The 19,377-nt window shown below is 56.2% G+C and carries 19 protein-coding genes and 1 pseudogene; 11 read left to right on the plus strand and 9 right to left on the minus strand.

The genetic code is table 11. From position 1 onward, the window contains the following. Positions 1–4 precede the first annotated feature (4 nt). Entirely contained in the window at positions 5–322 is a 318-nt protein-coding gene (locus ACVWSC_RS24235) for a metal-sensing transcriptional repressor (protein ID WP_191832369.1), read from the minus strand. 511 nt (positions 323–833) lie between these two features. Here ACVWSC_RS24235 and ACVWSC_RS24240 point away from each other — a divergent pair. The 3 genes from ACVWSC_RS24240 (at position 834) to ACVWSC_RS24250 (ending at position 3,701) form a co-directional block, all read left to right on the plus strand. Next, complete coding sequence (locus ACVWSC_RS24240) at positions 834–1,571, plus strand: HupE/UreJ family protein (RefSeq protein WP_442109594.1); 738 nt, start codon at positions 834–836, stop codon at positions 1,569–1,571. 12 nt (positions 1,572–1,583) lie between these two features. Further along, complete coding sequence (locus ACVWSC_RS24245; protein WP_191832371.1) at positions 1,584–2,240, plus strand: transmembrane anchor protein; 657 nt, start codon at positions 1,584–1,586, stop codon at positions 2,238–2,240. Positions 2,241–2,519: 279 nt separating this feature from the next. Continuing rightward, positions 2,520–3,701, plus strand: a complete 1,182-nt coding sequence (locus tag ACVWSC_RS24250) for a Fic family protein (RefSeq protein ID WP_191832372.1) — start codon at positions 2,520–2,522, stop codon at positions 3,699–3,701. Between the two features lie 232 nt (positions 3,702–3,933). Here ACVWSC_RS24250 and ACVWSC_RS24255 read toward each other — a convergent pair. After that, positions 3,934–4,083, minus strand: a pseudogene (locus ACVWSC_RS24255) (diguanylate cyclase domain-containing protein); the annotation flags it as partial. Positions 4,084–4,139: 56 nt separating this feature from the next. Here ACVWSC_RS24255 and ACVWSC_RS24260 point away from each other — a divergent pair. Further along, positions 4,140–4,472 (plus strand): DUF2790 domain-containing protein, encoded by a 333-nt coding sequence (locus tag ACVWSC_RS24260; RefSeq protein WP_191832374.1) that lies wholly within the window; start codon positions 4,140–4,142, stop codon positions 4,470–4,472. Positions 4,473–4,543: 71 nt separating this feature from the next. On the opposite strand, the gene ACVWSC_RS24265 is transcribed toward ACVWSC_RS24260, so the two are convergent. From ACVWSC_RS24265 to ACVWSC_RS24295, 7 genes are all read right to left on the minus strand, one after another. Then, a complete protein-coding gene (locus ACVWSC_RS24265) occupies positions 4,544–4,999 on the minus strand; it encodes a DUF411 domain-containing protein (RefSeq protein WP_191832375.1) in 456 nt (151 codons plus the stop codon). Next, on the minus strand, positions 4,989–5,780 hold the full coding sequence (locus ACVWSC_RS24270) for a c-type cytochrome (RefSeq protein ID WP_280042751.1): 792 nt from the start codon (positions 5,778–5,780) through the stop codon (positions 4,989–4,991). The genes ACVWSC_RS24265 and ACVWSC_RS24270 overlap by 11 nt, the downstream gene beginning before the upstream one ends. Before the next feature lie 9 nt (positions 5,781–5,789). Further along, positions 5,790–6,869: a copper resistance protein B gene (locus ACVWSC_RS24275; protein WP_280042754.1), complete on the minus strand. Its 1,080-nt coding sequence runs from the start codon at positions 6,867–6,869 to the stop codon at positions 5,790–5,792. After that, positions 6,859–7,188 carry a hypothetical protein gene (locus ACVWSC_RS24280; RefSeq protein ID WP_038614600.1) on the minus strand — a complete coding sequence of 110 codons (330 nt, stop codon included), beginning with the start codon at positions 7,186–7,188 and terminating at the stop codon, positions 6,859–6,861. Before ACVWSC_RS24280 ends, ACVWSC_RS24275 begins: the two co-directional genes overlap by 11 nt. Before the next feature lie 14 nt (positions 7,189–7,202). After that, the gene (locus ACVWSC_RS24285; protein WP_191832378.1) at positions 7,203–9,017 is read right to left on the minus strand and encodes a copper resistance system multicopper oxidase; all 1,815 of its coding nucleotides are present in this window, start codon (positions 9,015–9,017) and stop codon (positions 7,203–7,205) included. A gap of 186 nt (positions 9,018–9,203) precedes the next feature. Then, on the minus strand, positions 9,204–9,410 hold the full coding sequence (locus ACVWSC_RS24290) for a co-regulatory protein PtrA N-terminal domain-containing protein (protein ID WP_191832379.1): 207 nt from the start codon (positions 9,408–9,410) through the stop codon (positions 9,204–9,206). A 250-nt stretch (positions 9,411–9,660) separates the two neighbouring features. Further along, positions 9,661–10,020 carry a co-regulatory protein PtrA N-terminal domain-containing protein gene (locus ACVWSC_RS24295; protein WP_191832380.1) on the minus strand — a complete coding sequence of 120 codons (360 nt, stop codon included), beginning with the start codon at positions 10,018–10,020 and terminating at the stop codon, positions 9,661–9,663. 192 nt (positions 10,021–10,212) lie between these two features. Between ACVWSC_RS24295 and ACVWSC_RS24300 the strand changes: the two genes are divergently transcribed. From ACVWSC_RS24300 to ACVWSC_RS24330, 7 genes are all read left to right on the plus strand, one after another. Continuing rightward, positions 10,213–10,890: a heavy metal response regulator transcription factor gene (locus ACVWSC_RS24300; protein WP_191832381.1), complete on the plus strand. Its 678-nt coding sequence runs from the start codon at positions 10,213–10,215 to the stop codon at positions 10,888–10,890. Then, positions 10,890–12,284, plus strand: coding sequence for a heavy metal sensor histidine kinase (locus ACVWSC_RS24305; protein ID WP_280043375.1), 1,395 nt, complete (start codon positions 10,890–10,892; stop codon positions 12,282–12,284). Before ACVWSC_RS24300 ends, ACVWSC_RS24305 begins: the two co-directional genes overlap by 1 nt. Before the next feature lie 295 nt (positions 12,285–12,579). Continuing rightward, complete coding sequence (locus ACVWSC_RS24310) at positions 12,580–12,921, plus strand: hypothetical protein (RefSeq protein WP_191832382.1); 342 nt, start codon at positions 12,580–12,582, stop codon at positions 12,919–12,921. 99 nt (positions 12,922–13,020) lie between these two features. Then, entirely contained in the window at positions 13,021–14,277 is a 1,257-nt protein-coding gene (locus ACVWSC_RS24315) for a TolC family protein (protein WP_191832383.1), read from the plus strand. After that, positions 14,274–15,758: an efflux RND transporter periplasmic adaptor subunit gene (locus ACVWSC_RS24320; RefSeq protein WP_191832384.1), complete on the plus strand. Its 1,485-nt coding sequence runs from the start codon at positions 14,274–14,276 to the stop codon at positions 15,756–15,758. Before ACVWSC_RS24315 ends, ACVWSC_RS24320 begins: the two co-directional genes overlap by 4 nt. Further along, entirely contained in the window at positions 15,755–18,913 is a 3,159-nt protein-coding gene (locus ACVWSC_RS24325) for an efflux RND transporter permease subunit (protein WP_191832385.1), read from the plus strand. Before ACVWSC_RS24320 ends, ACVWSC_RS24325 begins: the two co-directional genes overlap by 4 nt. Next, complete coding sequence (locus ACVWSC_RS24330) at positions 18,910–19,272, plus strand: copper-binding protein (RefSeq protein WP_191832386.1); 363 nt, start codon at positions 18,910–18,912, stop codon at positions 19,270–19,272. Before ACVWSC_RS24325 ends, ACVWSC_RS24330 begins: the two co-directional genes overlap by 4 nt. Positions 19,273–19,377: the final 105 nt, after the last annotated feature.

Here is a 19,377-nt window from a genome sequence, read left to right on the forward strand (position 1 = left end):
GAACCTAAAGGTACTTGGTGATTTGCTTGAATTCTTCAAGCGATGAGCGATCCCCGTTACTCAATGCCACGACGGTGTCTTCCAGGCAGTGGTCGATGTGATCCTGAATGAGCGTCCGCTTGGCTTGGCAAACCGCTTTTTCAACCGCATGCAGCTGCTGTGCGATGTCGACGCACTCACGGCCCTCCTCGATCATCGCAATGATGCTTCGCAAGTGGCCGTCCGCACGCTTGAGGCGCTTGATGATCGCTTCGTGGCTTTGATGGATATGTGTATGACCATGTGGGTGGTCATGGGCATCGAGGTGCACATGCTCAGTCATGACTTGAGTCTCTGGTTTCGATGAATTACGCTGGCATCGTATCCCCCCCGGGGGGATACTTCAAGCACGCTTCAGATTCTTTGGAATAGGCCTGAAAGGCACCTGTGATGTTTAGTCGTTCTCTATCAACGATGGTGATTCTTGCTCTCGCTCTGGCCGTTATCTCGGCGTGGACGGGGCATGCCTATACGTTGTCAGTGCCCGGTAAACATCCTGTAGCAGAGGTGGTGCAAGGAGCTGAGTATGATCACAGCCATGGAGCATCAACTTGTACACAGTGCTCCGACCATTACCACTCGCCATTAACCCCTGATCACCAGCACGAGACCCCTCAGCTGAGCTCTACGGTGCAGCTTTGTGCACAGCAGAAGCCTCTCGTGCGGCTCACCGCACCAGGGCATTCACTTCCCCGATCTCCAATATTCCTGATCGAGCGCCCCCCCCGTCCTCCGATTGCTTCCTGACCATTGCCGCACAGCGGCTCAAGATCATTGCAACGTAGGATTGATCCATGCACTTGCACCCAACAAGTGGCGGGGATGTGTTCGCTATGCGCCCACATCGACCGCTATTGCTGCTCTTTTTACTTGTCGCATCGCTTTGTTTAGGCATGCCCGAGACGTTGGCTCATGCCGTCGCCGAGGGGGATAAAGGCTTTATTCAGGAAAGCTCGGGCGTGATGCTCTTGCCGTTCATCTACATGGGCGCCAAGCACATGATGACGGGGTACGACCACCTGTTGTTTCTGTTCGGGGTGATCTTCTTCCTGTACCGAATGAAGGATGTCGGGCTCTACGTAACGCTGTTTGCCGCCGGGCATTCGGTCACCCTGTTACTAGGCGTGCTCACGGAAATCAACATCAGCTCGTATGTCATCGACGCCATCATCGGTTTCTCCGTGGTGTACAAGGCGCTCGACAACCTGGGCGCGTTTCAACGCTGGTTTGGCTTCCAGCCGAACACCAAGGTAGCCACGCTGGTGTTTGGCCTGCTGCATGGTTTCGGCCTGGCGACTAAGATCCAGGAGTACGAGATCTCTTCAGATGGCCTGATTCCCAATCTGATTGCCTTCAACGTTGGCGTTGAAATCGGTCAGCTGTTGGCGCTTGGCAGCATTCTCATCCTGATCGGCTATTGGCGGCGGACAGCCAGCTTCTGGCGCCATGCCTACATCGCCAATGTCGCCATGATGAGTGCCGGCTTCCTACTTATGGGTTACCAGTTAACCGGCCTGCTTGTTTCCTCGTAAGGAATTCTGACTATGTTCAATACCCCGCTTCCAACTGCAAGTGAACTGCCCAGCAGCCGTCAGCTCGTCCGTTCCACCGTGATCGCTTTGGCAACTGCCTTGGGTCTGCTGGTGACGGTGGTGATGCCTTCGGAATACGCCATTGATCCCACTGGGGTCGGTCGAGCTTTGGGGCTGACACAAATGGGTGAGCTGAAAATCAGCTTGGCGCAAGAGGCATTGGCCGATGCTGCGCCGCCACAACCAACCGCTGCTATTTCCACGTCCGTGGTCGCCCCAGCGCCGCAACCAGTGGCTCAAGTGCAGCCTATGGCCACCCCGACTGCACAACCCACCACAGCAGCACCTGCGGCAAAAACGGACTACATGACCTTGACGCTCAAGCCAGGCGAAGGCCGAGAAATCAAGCTGGAGATGCGCAAAGGCAGTACAGCCAGCTACGAGTGGACCGCGACTGGCCCGGTCAACCATGACACTCATGGAGAGACCTACAACGCAGCCCAAGGCGACTTCCACAGCTACAGCAAAGCCAAGCAGGTAAAGGGCGACACAGGAGAGATCACTGCTCTATTTGACGGCACCCATGGTTGGTTCTGGCGTAACCGCACCAACAGCGAGGTGACCGTCTCGTTGAAAACCTCTGGCGACTATCTCTCTGTCAAAAAGTAACCCGCTGATACCGCGCTCCAACGAATCGTTGGGGCGCGCTTCATCACTTCCCTTAGGAAAAGAATCTTATGAAGTTCCCAGCTGCGCTGCTCCCAGGGAGCAAGACCTATTCTCGAACTCATAGACTCCATCGCTACGCCTGTCCACAATGAATAGGATCTACAGAATTTCGAGACCTTCGGTCTGGTATGTGAGCACACCCCATCCGTGCGATTCACAATGTCTGCAAAATCTCTTTCGAACAGAGCCTAGGCTTACGACAAAGTAATCATCCGGCAAATGGCACTTACTCCCCTCATCACTCAAGACCGTATCCCAGGTGACCTACAGGATGTGGTCGTTGAGATCATGCGGCTCGACGCAGCACTTCGCATCAACGTCCCCCCACCGCTACGGCTCCCTCTGATGGAGCATCTTCATAAGGTAAACTCGTATTACAGCAACAAAATTGAGGGCAACTCCGCTCTACCGGCAGACGTGTTAAGCACCCATGAAATGCCAACCGACGTCAAAGTCGCAAATGAGTTAGAGAAGATTAAATGCCACATTGAAGCGCAGAAACGCCTGGCGGATGACCCGATCGCAGATTCGCTAATCTGTACCAGGGACGCAGTCGCACGTATGCACCGGGAGCTCTACAAAGGCATACCCGACGTGCTACTGGACATGAAAGTCAACGACGATGGTGAGAGCATCCGTATGGTCCCGGGGCAGTTCAGGGATCGGGGTGTTAGGGTCGGCAAGCACATCCCGCCAACTGCCGAGAAACTTATGTCCTACATGAATTGGTTCGAAACCGCCTACCGGTTGGACCGGCACCACGGCATCTCACCAATTCTGGCTGCTGCAGCTGCGCATCACCGACTGATGTGGATTCACCCATTCGTGGATGGTAATGGCCGCACAGGTCGCCTATTCACCGACCAGTATCTCAAGGCCAGTGGTCTGGGTGGTTCAGACTTGTGGTCAATGTCCCGTGGCTTCGGCCGCAACGCCGAGGCGTACTATGCAGCGCTGAATGCTGCTGACCATGTTCGCAAAGGCGATTTCGACGGACGTGGCGAGCTCTCCGATGCAGGGTTGCTGAAATTCACTCGCTACTTCGTCGAGACCGCTCTCGATCAGGTGAATTATTTCAGCTCCATACTAGAACCACGGATGCTGAATCAGCGGATCGACAACTACTTCCAACAGCGGCATCAGGAAGCTTTCTACACCATAAAAGGTGAGGTGTTGCCGGAGTTCAGCATCAAGGCTTGCGAACTCTACAAGGATTTGCTGTGCCACGGTGATCAGTCGAACGACGCTATCCAAATCAAAATGGGCTTAAGCGAAAGTACAACCCGAACCCTTCTTTCGCAGATGGCCGACGAGGGGTTGATCAAATGGGAGGGACTCAAGTCGGTTTCTCTAAGCCTCTCCCCTTACTCTATCGAGTTCCTGTTCCCGTCCCTCTGGTAATCGATTGGCCTTGAACGTCATAAGCTGAGACTTACTCACCGCCGCCCCTCTGACCTCAAGTCTGATCCCTTTGAGCCCCACTTTCTGAGTCGAGAGCGGTCAATCATGAGCGACTGCTTTCCACCCCCAAAGCAGACCTCCCTAAGTCACCCCCTGAAACGGAGCGCTGATTGCTACCGGCAGAGAAGGGATGTCAATCTGGGCGCAGGTGAGCAGATCAGCTCTCACTGCTGAACAGCATCACTTCGTTTCTGCCGCGCTGCTTGGCTTCGTACATGGCTTGATCAGCGGCCTTGCTAAGGTTGTCGGTATCTTGTGCGTGATGTGGGTACCCTTCAGCTATGCCTGAGCCCGACTTACGAAGATGTAATCGGCCCATCATTCGAACGACAGGTCCATTCCCTTAAGATTCAGTCACGTCAAATAGGAGTGATGAACATGAGAATTTTTAAAGGAATTGCCGCTTTGCTGATCCTGACCGCATCCTCGACCGCATTGGCTGAGGGCGGATCCGACCGATTGCACGGAAAGATGATTCAGGCGAATGAACAAGCTATGCGCGCTTATGCCGCTGCCAATGGAAAAAAACCACCAGAGGTAACCCACTATCGCTACGGGATGAAACTCGACATTGCGAAAGTGATCAGTATGACCTCGAACCGGGGTACCTGTGACGTGATGCCGGCGCAAATGACCTATGAAGACTCGACTGGAAAGCTCAACATTCTTGAGTACCGCACAGCCGGCATAGGTTGCCGCGGTCAGAGTTGACTGATCAGGATGCCCTCCCCACAATAAAAACGGCGCCTACAAGGCGCCGTTTTTATTGGTCTAAGGAAGGGTTAGTGGCCTGGATATTCTGCAACCACTTCATCACCTCCGCTCTTGGTGAGGCCGATGACCTGATAAGCATGCGTAACACCATCCACTTCCATCCCTGGAGAGCCTGCGGGCATCCCTGGCACGGCAATGCCAAGCAGGTCACTTCGCTTTGCCAGCTCTCGAACTTGTTCAGCTGGGACATGCCCCTCAACAAACTTTCCGTCGATCACTGCGGTGTGACAGGACGCTAAACGTGGCACGACCCCGAGATTCTGCTTTACAGCACTCATATCGGTTTCAACGTGATCGATGACCTTGAAACCATTCTGTTCCATGTATGCAACCCACTTTGTACAGCACCCGCAGTTTGCATCTCGGTGCACATCGATCGCGGTTGGCACGGCTGCGTAAACTGGCGGTAGCGTGAGAAATGCAGCAAGGGCGGTCAACCTCAGGAAGCGGCTTTTAACTTTCATGGGGATGCTCCTTTCCATCACTGTGCGTATGAGTCTTCGGAGTCGGCTTGGAGTGATGATCACTATCAGCTTCGGCCGCGTCATGACCGCCGTGATGGTCGGTGTCAGGCTTGGCGCTGGCGGGATCAGCGGAAGGTGAATGATGCGCCTCTGCTTGCCCCATATCGTGATGGCCTCCTGTGGAGGCAGGCTTGCTGTGGTGGCCAGGCTTATTCCCGCCATGCTGACCTTCATGATTGTGCATCTCACTTTCCCCACCGCCGTGCTGGTGCCCGCCACTGGTTGCTACCAGCGCTTTGTACTGCTCAGCGTTCATCTGCGGTAGTTGGTCCAGAAATGCGACAATGCCCCAGATATATTGATCACCCATGCTCTTGCCCCAAGCAGGCATGCCGGTGGCCTTGATACCATGTTTAATGGTCCAGAACGCAGCGGCGGGACCATCGTCTAGGCCAATCTTGGTGAGGTTGGGAGGAGACGGATACAGTGCTTGGCTGAGCTCAGTCTTATCAACCCCTGGGGCGAGATGACAGCCAATACACATGGCATTGTAGTTCCCGGCGCCAGTACGAATCAGGGTTTCATCCTTTAGATTCGGTACCTCGATATCTCGTGCGCGAACCTCGATAGAGCGATCCCGCGCCATGGAGAGGAATGCATGGACTGCCGGAAAGTGAGGATCATCAGCACCAACGTTGACCAGGCCGAAATACGCGACCCCCAGAACAGCCGCACTACCCAAGGCGCCTGCTGCCACAAGCGTTGTAATTGTTTTCTTCATGTCAGGTGCTCAAAACCACATCCGAATGCCAGCAACGAATCGGGCTTCATCCACATCCCCATCTTCTTCGCGAATCAGGTCTGCAGTTTTGCCGTAGGAGCGGCTCCAGGTGACGCCTATGTAGGGTGCAAATTGGCGAACGAGCTCATATCGTAAGCGCAGTCCAACTTCGGTGTTGGCGAGACCGGAACCTACGCCACGCGCAGGATCGTTTTTGCCATAGAAATTAGCTTCTGCGGTAGGCTGCAGGATCAGGCGATTAGTCAGGAGGATGTCGTATTCGCCTTCCAGCCGTGCGGCGCTCTGACCATTCTCACCAATGAAAGCGGTAGCTTCAGCTTCGAATTCGTACAGCGCCATGCCCTGAATACCGAAAGCTGCCCATGTCTGGGGAGATTCTGGTTTGAAATCCTGGCGAACCCCAGCAACCACATCCCACCAAGGACCGATTGAGCGCCCGTATAAAAGCTGTAGCTCGGCATCCTCGGTAACGCCATTTGTGCGCTCGCCCTCAGAACGGATCCATAGCCGGTTGATGTCGCCCCCAACCCATCCCGAAGCATCCCAAGCCAGCGTGCTGCCTTCGTCTGCGTCCTGGTACTCAAGCTGATCCAACAAGAAGAAGCTGTTGATACCGCTATCGTGAACTTCATGACCGCCCAGTGGAGGAAACGCCGCGTTTCGGTCCGCATCAGTCAGTACAGGAATCGGAGTACGACTGGTCGCCGTGGGGGCATTAGCAGAACCGTGGTCCATCTTCGAATGATCCATGGCTCCGTGATCCATACCTTCCATGCTCCCATGGCCCATCTTGCTATGGTCCATGGAGTCCTTGCTTCCCTGCATGGAGCTATGATCCATCTTGCTGTGATCAACAGAAGTGGCCTTTTTCGGCTGCTTGCTTGCCCCCATCTGGCTGTGGTCCATTCCCTGCATCGCGCTTTGTGAAGAGGCTGGATCCGTTTGCATAGACCCATGCCCCATCGCTGAATGGTCCATTTCTTCAGCCGCAAAGCTAGGCGCACCATTCAGTGCGCTGAGGGACACAGCCAATGCCAAGAGCGATGGTCGTGCCAGCCTATTGGTCATCTTTCCCTGCCTTAGCTTTGTCGCCGCCGTGCGAATCCATCATTTCGCTGTGATCCATGCCTTCCATCGACCCATGATCCATACCCTTCATAGATCCATGGTCCATGCCTTTCATAGAGCCATGATCCATTCCTTCGGCTTGCTTACCCTGTGCGCCCTTGGTTCCGGCGTTGGATTTAGCTGAACTCGGGGCGTCAGCAGACTTCTGGGTATGTTGCTCATGATTTTCACTGGACCACGAGGAAGGGGCATAAACAGCCAGAAGACCTACCATGGCGGCAGAGAAGAAAAAGGCGCTACGTTTCATTGGTTTGCTCATCTCAGATCTCCAGATTATTCGTCCACACGGACTTCTCGGAACATGCCCATTTCCATGTGGAGCAGTAAGTGGCAGTGATAGGCCCATCGCCCTAAAGCATCGGCAGTCACGCGATAACTTCGTTTTGAGCCAGGAGGCATGTCGATAGTGTGTTTGCGCACCATGAAGTTACCGTCCTCGTCCTCCAGGTCGCTCCACATGCCGTGGAGATGGATGGGATGAGTCATCATGGTGTCGTTGACCAAAGTGAGGCGAAGACGCTCGCCATACTTGAGGCGCAGGGGCTCTGCATCAGAAAACTTAATCCCATCAAAAGACCATGAGAACTTTTCCATATGTCCGGTGAGGTGTAGTTCGATAGTGCGACCAGGCTCTCGGCCGTCTGGATCAATGAAAGTGCTTCGCAGATCCGCATACGTCAGGACACGGCGTCCATTGTTGCGCAGTCCGATTCCTGGATCGCTCAACTTAGGCGTCGGCGACATCGTCTGCATGTCGACCAAGGGGTTGTTGGTCTCCGAATCTGGGTGAGTCTGCATGGCTCCGCGCATTCCAGACATGCTGCTGTGATCCATGTCGGCCATCTTGCTGTGGTCCATGCCGGCCATGCTGCTATGGTCCATCCCAGCCATCTTGCTGTGATCCATGCCGGCCATGCCAGGCATACCGCCCTGCGTTGACCCGTGATCCATTCCGCCCATATCGCCGTGATCCATGCCCATATCGCTCATCGAGATGAGAGGACGCGGATCAACTGCTGGCACGGGAGCTTGCAAACCTTCACGTACGGCCAATGTGCCCCTGGAGTACCCTGTGCGATCCATGGTTTGCGCGAAAATGGTATAAGCCTGCGCGTCATCCGGCTCGACGATTACATCGTAAGTTTCTGCAACCGCTATTCGAAACTCATCGACCGTCACCGGTTTGACATGCTGTCCGTCGGCTGCGACCACAGTCATTTTCAAACCGGGAATCCGCACATCGAAGTACGTCATGGCCGAGGCGTTGATAAAGCGCAACCGGATCTTTTCGCCCGGCTTGAAGATGCCCGTCCAGTTGCTGCCCGGGGCGTGGCCATTCATGAGATAGGTGTAGGTATAGCCGCTCACATCAGCCAGATCGGTTGGGCTCATGTTCATCTCAGCCCACATTTTCCGGTCCGCCACGGCAGCTGACCATCCCATCTCGCTTACGTCGTTGACGAAATCGCCAACCGTGCGTTTGTGGTAGTTGTAATAGTCCGACTGCTTCTTGAGCTTGGACAGAACTCTGGCAGGGTCCTCATCGGTCCAGTCGCTAAGCATGACCACGTAATCCCGTTCATAGGTGAACGGCTCGGGCTCCTTTGCATCGATGACCAATGCACCGTACACCCCGACTTGTTCCTGTAGCCCAGAATGGCTGTGGTACCAGTAGGTCCCGTTCTGATGGACCTTGAACTTGTACTCATACATGCCATCAGTTGCGATGCCATGGAAGCTCAGGCCAGGCACACCATCCATGTTCGCCGGCAGGATGATGCCGTGCCAATGGATGGAAGTATCCTGCTTCAAGCGGTTGCGAACTCGGAGCGTGACAGTGTCACCTTCGCGCCACCGAAGAATTGGTCCAGGCAGCGAGCCGTTGATCGCCATTGCCGTACGAGCCGCTCCGGTGATGTTGACCGGCAGCTCACCGATGTACAGATCAAAATCGGTGCCTGTCAGCACATTAGGTTGGCCAGGGCTGGTCACGGCCCAGACCGGCGTGCGCCACATGCCCAATCCACCAAGTAGTCCAGTAGCGGCCAGGCCTTTGACGAAGGATCGTCTCGTGGTTTTGCTTTGCATGCCGTAGTGTCCAGTCAGTCAGGTAATTCGCTGATATTCGGGCTGTTCGAGGTCGAAGGTCCCGATTTCCTTAGGATTCCCACAAGCCTTGTAGACTTTTCAGAAAGCACAAGCCGCGGTGGGAAAGAGCAATCTGAAACTGCCACATAACAGATTCCCGAGTGATTACATTTCTGTAAGCTCGGCTCAGCAGCTCTCATGCTTCGCTTGTTTGTGAATCTCAGCTGCTACCGGCGCCTGGTCCTTCTTCTGCTGTGCAAGCTGATTCGTACTCACGGAGGTCTGCCGGGCTGCCTCCATCCTTGCAAAGATGCGGTCGGCACCGCCTTCAGCCAGAGCAAGGCTAGACATGCCAAAGGTGACCATCATCACGAGCGTTTTGATCAAGTTCATCAGTTGTGCCTCAGCGGGTTACGGTGAGCCCCAAGGGCTTCAGGCTTAGGGTCACATTAGCTAGCCTGCGCTTTCAGAAAGCTGAGCTGGGTATTACAGTTCTGTCAGGTTCTTGCGACTGATCATTCCACCCGGCCAAACGTCTGCTGCGGAGACTGAAACGAAATGACTGAATCTGGCCCCAAAAAAACGGCGCCGTTTGGGCGCCGCTAGGCCAAAGGAGCAGAGGGGAACGGCCGTGAATTCGGGGTTATGGATGACACTCCTTGTCCGCCATCATTAGCTTGTGCTCACGGACCATTTGACCAAGGACCTCATCCACCATCTTGTCGTGTTTCTCCATCCACGCTAGATGTTCATCCTTTGACATGCCTGCTTTGGGATGGTCTTGATGCAGCTGGCTCATCAAGTCCTGCAACATGGCCATGTGCTCTTTCATGTGTACATGCCGTTGGCCGAGGTCAGCTTTCTCCGCTTTTACCAGTACGGCCTCGGCCTGGTCCCGAAGTAACTGGATTCTTTCGAGCGCACGGTCGCTTCCACCTTCAGCGAACACAGTTGAAGACAGCAGCATAGCTGTAGCAAGAAGCACTGGTTTGAGCGATTTCACAGGACGATCTCCACCAGGTTGTCAGGGTCACTGCTACCGCTAACGGCAGGCACGATTGCGATGCCTGTCATAACAGACCGTAGACAGGACTCCCTGACAGCTGCCTGATGCCTACATTACTTTTGCGTCAGGTTCTGGTTGGGCGGCTTTTTTGCTGCAAACTGGACATGTACACCATTGGGGTCAAAGCACATGAAACTACTCGTAGCTGAGGATGAGCCAAAAGCCGGAGCCTACTTGCAGCAGGGCCTCGCAGAGGCAGGTTTTACTGTTGATCGTGTCCTCTCGGGTACCGACGCCCTTCAACATGCACTGAGCGAAAGCTACGACCTACTGATTCTCGACGTGATGATGCCGGGGCTAGATGGCTGGGAAGTCCTGCGGATGGTTCGCGCGGCAGGTAAAGACGTCCCTGTCTTGTTCCTGACGGCTCGTGATGGCGTAGACGATAGAGTGAAAGGCCTTGAGCTAGGGGCCGACGATTACCTCATAAAACCATTCGCATTCTCAGAGCTACTCGCTCGGGTCCGTACGCTACTGCGCCGGGGCATCAGCTCGTCAGCTCAAACCACCATGAAAATGGCGGATCTTGAGGTTGACCTTCTCAAGCGGCGTGCCACTCGAAACGGCAAGCGAATTGATCTGACAGCAAAGGAGTTTTCACTTCTAGAGCTTCTGATGCGGCGTCGCGGTGAAGTGCTGCCCAAATCCCTAATTGCATCCCAAGTGTGGGACATGAATTTCGACAGCGACACCAATGTGATCGAGGTGGCGATTCGGCGGCTGCGGGCAAAGATTGATGACGACTTTGCTCCGAAGCTCATTCACACAGCCCGAGGCATGGGCTACATGATGGATACAACTGAGTGATGCTGTCACAGTCCTCACTCGTCAAACGTCTGACCTTGATGATCATGTTCGCGGTCATCGCTGTACTGGCGGTCGCAGGCATCAGCTTCAACATGCTGAGCCAACATCACTTCCGAATGCTCGATGAACAAGCGCTATTCGAGAAGCTGGAGTCGACAAGACACATCCTGTCGATCCAGGCACCGGGAGCAAGGCTTGAAGGGCTACGACCGCAACTAAGCGCATTATTAGGCGCCCACCAGGATCTGACGGCGGAGATCCTCAACTCAGACGGTGCTGTACTGTTTTCAGATCTCAAAACCGTGCAGATCCCCGATCGTTACAAGCGTGCTGAAAAAGAAACCATGTGGGAATGGCAGGACGAATCCCATAACTTCCGCGGCGTCACGTCTCACGTCAAGATCCCAGGCGACCTAGCCCCCGGCACCGTCATGCTGATGCTGGATATCACCAGCCATGCGCATTTCTTTGAAACCCTGCAACGGTGGTTCGGAGTCGGTTTGGTTATCAGCGCGTTGGTCAGCGCAGGCTTGGGTTGGCTAGTCGCGAAAAGTGGGCTGCGTCCCGTCGAGCAGATCACGAAGGTTGCGACGTCCATGTCTGCTAGGTCACTCCAAGAACGCATCCCTCTGGAACCTGTGCCACTTGAACTTCAAGAACTGATCTTGTCCTTCAACGGAATGCTCGCACGCTTGGATGACGCATTCGTTCGCCTATCCAACTTTTCGGCCGACATCGCACACGAGTTAAGAACCCCGGTGAGTAACCTGCTAACGCACACCGAGGTCGTGCTGACCAGGAAACGCGATTTGGACGCGTATGAGGAGAACCTGTACTCGAATCTGGAGGACCTGAAGCGGATGTCCCGCATGATCGATGACATGCTCTTCCTCGCCAAGGCCGACAACGGGCTCATCATTCCTGAGCAGGTCGACATCAAACTTGAAGATCTCGTGTCCAAGCTTTTCGAGTACTACCAATTACTGGCTGAGGATCGAGGAGTACGGCTAAGCCTTCATGGAAGGGGAATCATCACTGGAGACCGTCTGATGATTGATCGAGCTGTCTCCAATATCCTCTCGAACGCCATGCGATACACGCCGGAAGGAAAGGAGATCGCGGTGGAGATCCAGCATTCCGCAGACCAGGTGACACTCACCATCCGAAATAGCGGAGCCACAATTGATTCGCAGCACATCAACAAGATCTTTGATCGTTTCTACCGTGCCGACCCTGCGAGGCGGGAGGGTGGTCCCAACAATGCAGGGCTCGGTCTTGCGATCACCCGTTCCATTGTAGAAGCACACAAAGGTAGAGTCTGGTGCACCTCATCTGAAGGTTTGACCGCCTTTCACTTTGCTTTTCCCGCCGATCAACAGGAAGCGGCCGGGTAGCGAACTCTTGTGCCATCAATGTTGCGCTAACCAATTTCACCAACACTCACCCACATGACCCGTTTGTCACCACTGTGCAGCCAAGCGTGACACCTCGTCTGCTACGGGTAACAGTTTTCAGTCACTCAATTTACAGCCTGGATCTTGAACTCTTCGGGAAAAAGCCGACTGCTCATGGAACCGCCTAGTTGGCCTCATTCTGAGGCATTGTGATGTCTGCGAAACTCGGAACGGTTCACTCTTCCTAAGAGATTTGTAATTGTCCGGTGCGTGAGCAGCGACTAGACTCCCCAACATGAAACGCTACATACGGTGTTGCCTCATTTTCCTGGTTAGCCTGGCGCTTCCCCTCAGTGGGATGGCGGGTATCGAGGCACCGACTGAACCCTGCCCGATGAAGACCATGGGCATGGCGATGATGGACGACATGGGCATGGACTGCTGCAACGATATGAAAAGCCCTGCCGAACACGGCAAGCCCTGCAAGCCGGGCCAGGAATGCAAGACTGGCGGCATGCTGCAAGTCTCGATCATCAAGCCTCCTGTTACCTTGTCCAGCCCCGTCGTGACGTCCGTCTTCGGCGATTTCCTACCTACGCAGCCCCTTTCAGGGGTATGGCGACCGCCCTGCGCCTGATTCCTGTACCACACTGAGTCCCATCGGCCATTGATGCGATGGCATACCTGCGTGCATGTCTGAAGAGGCGCGCGGTGATTCATCACAGGAATCGTGAACATGAACTCTAAGTGCTATTGCACAGGTTGGTCCCTCGTGGCCGGTCTGCTGGCAAGCGTACTGGCATTGTCGAGCGTCGCCGCCCCGCTGACCCTCGATGAAGCCCTGCGGCTAGCCGAAAACAACGCCCCCTCACTGACGGCCCAAGCGGCCAAGCTGCAAGCTGCCAGCAGTGCCGCAATCCCCGCAGGGGAATTACCCGATCCCAAGTTGCTGCTGGGGGTACAGAACTACCCGATTGGCGGTCCCGATCGCTGGAGCCTTGACCAGGACTTCATGACCATGCAAATGGTTGGGGTCATGCAGGAGGTGCCCAACCGCGACAAGCGCCGGGCGCGTACCGCGGTCGCCGAAGCGGCCGTTGATCGAGCCGCGGCTGAAGGTCAAGTCGAGCGATTGAATGTCCGGCAGGCCACGGCATCGGCCTGGATCAGCAGCTATTCAGTCGAGCGTAAAGAGGTGCTGTTCCAGGATTTTTACAAAGAAAATCGTCTGTTGAGCGATACCGTCCTGGCGCAGATCGCCGGTGGCCGAGCCCAGCCTGCCGATGCGATCACACCCAGGCAGGAAGCGGCGCAATTGGCAGAGCAACAGGACGATCTGATTCGCCAGCGAGCACAAGCTCGAGCGGCTCTCAAGCGCTGGATTGGCGCCGCCGCCAATGACCAGCCTGTGGGCCGTCTGCCGGAATGGCCTGTCGATAGCTCGAGCTATTCCCACAAGTTGCAACATCATCCTGAACTGGCAGCGTTTGCACCGATGACCCGCGAGGCTGAAGCCAAAGTGCGCGAAGCCGAAGCGGAAAAGCAGTCCGACTGGAGCTGGGAAGTCGATTATCAGCGCCGCGGGCGGGAGTTTGGCGATATGGTCAGCGTGCAACTCTCATGGGACCTGCCGTTGTTCCCCGGCTCCCGACAAAATCCCAGGATCGCCGCCAAACACGCCGAGCTGAATCAATTGGAAGCCGAGCGCGAAGCTCTTACACGCGAGCATACCCTGCAACTGGAAGCTGATTTGGCTGACTACGAGCGTCTAAACCGTGCCGTGAGCCGCAGCCGGGAAACCCTGGTCCCCCTGGCCAAGGAAAAGGTTGGACTGAGCATGGCCAGCTACCGCGCAGGGAAAGGCGACCTGGCGTCTGTTATCGCGGCCCGACGTGAACTCATCGAGGCTCGCCTTAAACAAATTGACGTCGAAGAACAGCGAGCGCTGACGAATGCTCGCTTGTATTTCAACTACGGGGACACCAGCCGATGAGCACTCGAATCTGGAAAGGGGGTTTGCTGGCAGGCTTCTCGGTGGCCATAGGCCTTGGTGGCGGCTACTGGTTCGCTCAGCAACGCATGAACACAATGCCTGATGCGCTCACACAGCAGGCTCCCAAAACGCAAGACGAACGCAAGGTGCTGTATTGGTACGACCCGATGGTGCCGCAGCAGAAGTTCGATAAACCGGGCAAATCGCCCTTTATGGACATGCAGCTGGTACCACAATACGCGGATGGCACAACCACCGGTGCCGCCATCAGCATCGACCCCGACCTGACTCAGAATCTGGGCATGCGCCTGGCAAACGTCACCCGTGGCGTCCTCGCTTCTAGCCTGGACGTTGTCGGCGTGCTGGCATTCAACGAGCGGGAAGTTGCGGTGATTCAGGCACGTACCGCTGGCTTTGTGGAACGGGTCTATGCCCGCGCCCCAGGCGACCTGCTCACGGTGAATGCACCATTGGCGGATATCCTGGTACCGGAGTGGGCTGCTGCCCAGGAAGAATTCCTCGCACTTAAACATAATGGCGATGCCGACTTGCTGGCAGCGGCCCGCCAACGACTCCGCCTCACGGGAATGCCCGCGGCACTGATTACTCAGGTAGAGCGCAGCGGCAAGGTCCAGCCGAACTTGACCCTTACCAGCCCCATTGGCGGTGTGCTGCAAGAGTTGAATGTCCGTACGGGCATGACCGTGGCGGCTGGCGAGACGCTGGCCCGGGTCAATGGTTTGAGCAGCGTCTGGCTGGCGGTGGCCGTTCCAGAGTCGGAAACTGGATCAATCATCGTCAGACAGACGGTAGAAGCACGCCTGCCAGCCTTCCCGGGGACAGTGCTCAACGGCACGGTCAGTGCGATTCTGCCGGAAACCAATCCGGACAGCCGCACTGTCCGTGTGCGAGTCGAGCTCCCCAACGCTGACGGGCGACTCAGACCGGGAATGACAGCGCAAGTGCGTCTGAACCGTACGACCGAGCAAAGTACGTTGTGGGTGCCGAGCGAGGCAGTCATCCGTACTGGCCGGCGCACGCTGGTGATGCTCGCCGAAGACGCGGGTCGCTACCGTCCGGTAGAAGTGCAACTCGGACTGGAAAACGACGGCAAGACGGTAATATTGAAAGGCTTGCAGGAAGGTGAACAGGTAGTCAGCTCCGGACAGTTCTTGCTCGACTCCGAAGCCAGCCTCAAGGGCATTGTCGCAACCACGCTGGAAGTACCAGCACCACCCACTGCCGCCTCCGCCCTTCATGAGTCAGAGGGGCAAGTCCTGCAGATCAATAGCCAAGATGTCACGCTTGCCCACGGTCCGTTCAAAACATTGGGTATGCCAGGCATGACCATGACCTTTCCGTTAGCAACCCCTGCGCTCATGCAGGGGCTCAAGTCGGGCGACAAGGTTCGTGTATCCGTCAGTCAAACCGATGATGGTTTGCGCGTTGAGCGCCTGGAAAAACTAGGGGATCAGCCATGATTGCGGCTCTTATCCGCTGGTCAGTGGCTAACCGCTTCCTGGTGCTATTGGCCACGCTGTTTGTCACGGCCTGGGGCGTCTGGTCGGTGCAGAGCACGCCCATCGATGCGCTGCCAGATCTGTCCGATGTGCAGGTGATCATTCGCACCCCGTATCCGGGCCAGGCACCGCAGATCGTCGAGAACCAGGTGACCTACCCGTTGGCCACCACCATGCTCTCGGTGCCAGGGGCGAAAACCGTGCGCGGTTATTCCTTTTTCGGCGACAGCTTTGTGTACGTGCTGTTTGAAGACGGTACCGATATGTATTGGGCTCGCTCCCGGGTGCTGGAGTACCTAAGCCAGATACAAAGTCGCCTGCCCGCCAGTGCCAAGCCGGCATTGGGGCCAGATGCCACTGGGGTGGGCTGGATCTATCAGTACGCCCTGGTGGATCGCACCGGTGGACACGACCTAGCGCAACTCCGTGCACTTCAAGACTGGTTTCTCAAATTTGAACTGAAGACCCTGCCCAATGTGGCGGAAGTGGCCACCGTGGGCGGCATGGTCAAGCAGTACCAAGTGCAGCTCGATCCGCTCAAACTGGCCAGCCTCGGCATCACCCAGGCGCAGGTCACCGAGGCGATTGGCAAGGCCAACCAGGAAACCGGCGGCGCCGTGTTGGAGATGGCGGAAACCGAGTTTATGGTTCGTGCGTCAGGCTACCTGAAGACATTGAATGACTTTCGAGCAATTCCACTCAAGCTAGGTGCCGGTGGCGTACCAGTAACTCTCGGCGAAGTCGCAACGATCCAGTTGGGTCCAGAGATGCGTCGCGGTATCACTGAACTCGACGGCGAAGGCGAGACCGTCGGCGGCGTGGTGATTCTGCGCAGCGGCAAGAACGCTCGCGAGACCATCGCAGCAGTCAAAGCCAAGCTCGACGAATTGAAGAAAAGCCTACCGACCGGGGTGGAAATCGTCACTACCTACGATCGCAGTAAGCTGATCGACCGCGCCGTGAAAAACCTCAGCCACAAGTTGCTCGAAGAGTTCATCGTCGTCGCCTTGGTCTGCGGGATATTTCTGTGGCATCTGCGCTCATCCCTGGTGGCCATTATCTCGCTGCCGGTCGGGGTATTGATGGCCTTCATTGTCATGCGCTACCAGGGAATTAACGCCAACATCATGTCCCTGGGCGGGATCGCCATCGCCATCGGTGCCATGGTCGACGCCGCAGTGGTGATGATCGAGAATGCTCACAAGAAGATCGAGGCATGGCACGCGGCCCATCCCGGGCAAGAGCTCAAGGGTGAACATCATTGGCTTGTAATGACTGAAGCTGCGACCGAGGTAGGGCCAGCGCTGTTTTTCTGCCTGTTGATCATCACTTTGTCGTTCATCCCAGTGTTCACTCTGGAAGCACAGGAGGGGCGGCTGTTCGGGCCCCTGGCGTTCACCAAAACCTACGCCATGGCGGCGGCAGCCGGATTATCGGTGACACTAGTGCCGGTGCTGATGGGCTACTGGATTCGCGGACGAATTCCCAATGAGGAACAGAACCCGCTGAATCGCTGGTTGATCAGGCTCTATCAACCCGCCTTGGACGCAGTGCTGCGTCGGCCCAAAGCCACTATGCTGGTCGCCCTGCTGGTGTTTCTCAGCACACTATGGCCGATGTCCCGGTTGGGGGGTGAGTTCCTTCCTCCACTGGACGAGGGCGATCTGCTCTACATGCCTTCGGCGCTGCCAGGGTTGTCGGCGCAGAAAGCGGCGCAATTGCTGCAGCAGACTGACCGTCTGATCAAGACGGTGCCCGAAGTCGAACACGTCTTCGGTAAAGCAGGCCGCGCCGAAACCGCTACCGACCCGGCGCCACTGGAGATGTTCGAAACCACCATTCAGTTCAAGCCGCGTGAGCAATGGCGACCCGGCCTGACCCAGGAAAAGTTGGTGGAGGAACTGGATCGGGTGGTCCGTGTGCCGGGATTAACCAATATCTGGATCCCGCCGATTCGCAATCGCATCGATATGCTCGCCACTGGGATCAAGAGCCCGATCGGGGTGAAAATTGCCGGTAGCAACCTGACAGAGATTGATGCAGCCACTCAGGCGGTTGAGCGCGTGGCCAAGGACGTACCTGGGGTCAGTTCTGCGCTGGCTGAGCGCCTAACCGGTGGCCGTTACATCGACGTGGATATCGACCGCAAAGCCGCTGCCCGCTATGGGCTGAACATCGCCGATGTGCAGTCAATCGTCGCCGGCGCAATCGGCGGTGAAAACATCGGGGAGACCATTGAGGGACTGGCACGCTTCCCAATCAATGTGCGATATCCGCGCGAGTGGCGTGATTCGCTCGGCGCCCTGGAGCAACTGCCGATCTACACCCCACTAGGAAACCAAATCACCCTTGGCACGGTGGCTAGGATCAAGGTCAGCGACGGTCCGCCGATGCTCAAGAGCGAGAATGCAAGGCCTTCCGGATGGGTGTATATCGACGTGCGGGGGCGGGATATTGCCTCGGTGGTCGCCGACTTGCGCCGTGTCGTCAGTGAGCAGGTCAAGTTGCAGCCAGGGATGAGCTTGAGCTACTCGGGGCAGTTCGAGTTTCTCGAAAGGGCCAATGCCCGACTCAAGCTGGTAGTGCCGGCCACTCTGCTTATCATTTTCGTCCTGCTCTATCTGACCTTTGCTCGCCTCGACGAGGCCTTGTTGATCATGGCCACGCTGCCATTCGCTCTGACCGGCGGAGCATGGTTCCTCTATCTGCTGGGCTTCAATTTGTCGGTGGCCACCGGCGTTGGCTTTATCGCCCTGGCCGGTGTGTCTGCCGAATTTGGAGTGATCATGCTGCTGTACCTGAAGAAGGCCTGGGCCGAACGTGAAGACCTCGGTGACAACACAGAGCGTGGGCTGGTCGAGGCGATTCGCGAAGGTGCGGTGCTGCGTGTTCGACCCAAGGCCATGACCGTCGCCGTCATTATCGCCGGCCTATTGCCGATACTCTGGGGCAGCGGGACCGGTAGTGAAGTGATGAGTCGCATCGCTGCACCGATGGTCGGTGGCATGGTCACGGCTCCCTTGCTTTCTCTCTTTGTCATTCCGGCGGCCTATCGCTTGATGCGCCGTCGGCACCTCCCCGTTGTATCCACCAACCCTCAAGGTAAAGCCGTATGAAACTGACCCTGATTGCCGTTGCAAGCACCGTTGTCGCACTGTCTCTTTCCGCACAGGCGGAGGACATGCCGGGAATGAAGAAGGAGGCTATGCCCATGGAGGGCATGCAGATGAAGCAAGAGACCAAACAGGCTCCAGTGGCCAAAGCGGAGGGAACGATCAAGGCTATCGATACTACGAAGCACACAGTGACGATTGCGCATGGCGCCGTGCCGGCCCTGCAGTGGCCCGCCATGACCATGGCATTCAATGCAACAACCGAGCAACTGGCAGGCCTGAAAGCTGGGGATCAAGTAGCGTTTGAGTTTCGTGCCGAGGGTATGGCAGCCACCATAGTGTCGATCAAGCCCCTGAAATAACAATGGCATGGATGGCTGATTCGACCTTCACAAGCAGTTATCGAACCTGCCATCCACCATTCTTGGGCGTACAGGTCAGCGAAAGGTCGGCAGCCCCACGGGATA

It is taken from the genome of Pseudomonas sp. NUPR-002, assembly GCF_056322725.1.